Source organism: Xanthobacter sp. BG11Y11_SDJG, assembly GCF_057364445.1.
In genome coordinates this window covers 1-1,667 of the sequence record NZ_JBNFNU010000614.1, presented here as the reverse complement: position 1 = coordinate 1,667, position 1,667 = coordinate 1, and the positions used below count along the sequence as shown (strand labels likewise).

The window sequence follows — 1,667 nt, the reverse complement described above, 5'->3', positions numbered from 1 at the left end:
CGCCGGCTCGGTCATGGCCCCGATCCTCCGCGCTGGAAATCCACCGCGCCGAGGAAGCGCGTTTCCTCGTCCGGATCGAGGAAATCGCCATCCGGCGCCGGCCCGCTCACTCCACCAGGCTGTGCGCCTCCCACTCCTGCCGCGGCACCTCGGCGCCGAGCTGGTAGCGGAAGTCCTCCACCTCCATGCCGTCGGCGCTGGTGCGGCACTGATAGGCGAGGTGGTACCAGTGGCCGCGGCTGCGGACCGCGGCGCCGGGCGCCGAGATGCTCTCCTTGCCGAGCTTCGGATCGGCGAAGGCATAGGCCACCACCTCCTCCGGCCGCATGCTCTTGTCGTCGCGGCCGAGCTGGCCCATGGCGCGGGCGTTGCAGCGCTGCTCGATGCGGGTCGCCAGGTCCACGTGAAGCATCATGTCGTCGCGGTGCGCCCCGGCGGCCGGGCCGGCGAGGAGCGCGACGGCGGCCACCAGGGCCAGGGCCGTGCGGAAGGCACGCTGCATCAGGCCGCTCCCGAATCAGGATGATCCATCGGCGCGCATGTACGGCCCGTTCGTGGCGGGGATGGGACCACGGCGGGCTGCCGGAGGGGCAGGCCGGAGCCGCTCCCGCCGTTCGGCCTTAACGCCTTGTCAGGGTTAATCGCTGCTTAAGCATCCCGTGGCAAATTGCGGCCATGGTCGGTGAAACATGGGTCGTCCCGTGATGTGGCGTAAGGTTCTGCCTCTCGGCGCAGCGGCGCTCGCGGCGTCTGCGGCTCTGGCCGCGGACCCGGTGCCGCGCCTCGGCAAGGCCGGCGACTTCTCGCTCGCCTCGCCGGAGGTGCACGAAGGGCCGGAAAGCGGCTGGTATCTGCGCGGTGACGCCGGCTATGTGGCGCCGCGGTCGGGCGCGGTGACCTCCGCCGCCGCCCCCCTCAATCCCTCCCCGGACTACGGCTCCGGCTGGTCGATCGGCGGCGGCTTCGGCTACGATTTCTCCGGCCCGTTCCGGGTCGACGGCACGATCGACTATTTCTCCCTCGGCAGCACCGCGACGCTCGCCGGCGACGTGGGTGCAAGCGCCACGGTGGGCATGGCGAACCTCTATTGGGACGTGGGCACCTTCGCCGGCTTCACGCCCTATGTGGGCGGCGGCATCGGCTTCGGCATCGTCTCGCTGGATGCTCCGGCAGGTTATGCCCAGGGCAACAGCTGGAACTTCGCCTATTCGGTCTCGGCGGGCGTCAGCTATGCCTTCACCTCGGCGCTGAGCATCGATCTCGGCTATCGCTACGTCAATCTCGGCTCCGCCTCGGCGCCCATGCCGGCGGGCAGCATCCCGCTGGAGGTGGAGGGCCTCTCCGCCCACCAGGTGCGGCTCGGCGTGCGCTACGCCATGCGTTGAACGGCGCGCCGCGCCCAGAAGGGCGCATCGGGCCAGCGCCGCTCCAGGCGGGCGTAATAGGTGCGCAGGTCCATCGTCTCCGCCTCCAGCGTCCGGTAGTCCTCGGCCCAAAGCGCGAGGTCCGGCGCCGTTCCCTCAGGCAGCGCGTCCGCCACGGCCGCGCCGGCGCGCGATCCCATGAGCACGGCGGCGGCGATGCCCTGCGAGGACAGCGGATCAAAGGTCATGGCCGCATCGCCGGCGGCGAGCCAGCCCGGAGCGTGGAGCCTCGTGGCGCTCGCG

At 71.3% G+C, this 1,667-nt stretch carries 2 protein-coding genes and 1 pseudogene; 1 reads left to right on the top strand and 2 read right to left on the bottom strand.

Features of this window, described 5'->3' with window-relative positions:
- Window positions 1–106: 106 nt before the first annotated feature.
- Window positions 107–502: a DUF930 domain-containing protein gene (locus AC2W7M_RS25000; protein WP_486135763.1), complete on the bottom strand. Its 396-nt coding sequence runs from the start codon at window positions 500–502 to the stop codon at window positions 107–109.
- Window positions 503–704: 202 nt separating this feature from the next.
- Between AC2W7M_RS25000 and AC2W7M_RS24995 the strand changes: the two genes are divergently transcribed.
- Window positions 705–1,385, top strand: a complete 681-nt coding sequence (locus AC2W7M_RS24995) for an outer membrane protein (RefSeq protein WP_486135761.1) — start codon at window positions 705–707, stop codon at window positions 1,383–1,385.
- On the opposite strand, the pseudogene AC2W7M_RS24990 reads toward AC2W7M_RS24995, so the two are convergent.
- Window positions 1,370–1,667, bottom strand: a pseudogene (locus tag AC2W7M_RS24990) (hypothetical protein); the annotation flags it as partial. The gene AC2W7M_RS24995 and the pseudogene AC2W7M_RS24990 sit on opposite strands and share 16 nt — an antisense overlap.

What these genes read in the sequence shown, in the direction of transcription:
- AC2W7M_RS25000 (WP_486135763.1), bottom strand. Translation starts at nt 502, where the DNA reads ATGCAGCGTGCCTTCCGCACGGCCCTGGCCCTGGTGGCCGCCGTCGCG.
- AC2W7M_RS24995 (WP_486135761.1), top strand. Translation starts at nt 705, where the DNA reads ATGTGGCGTAAGGTTCTGCCTCTCGGCGCAGCGGCGCTCGCGGCGTCT.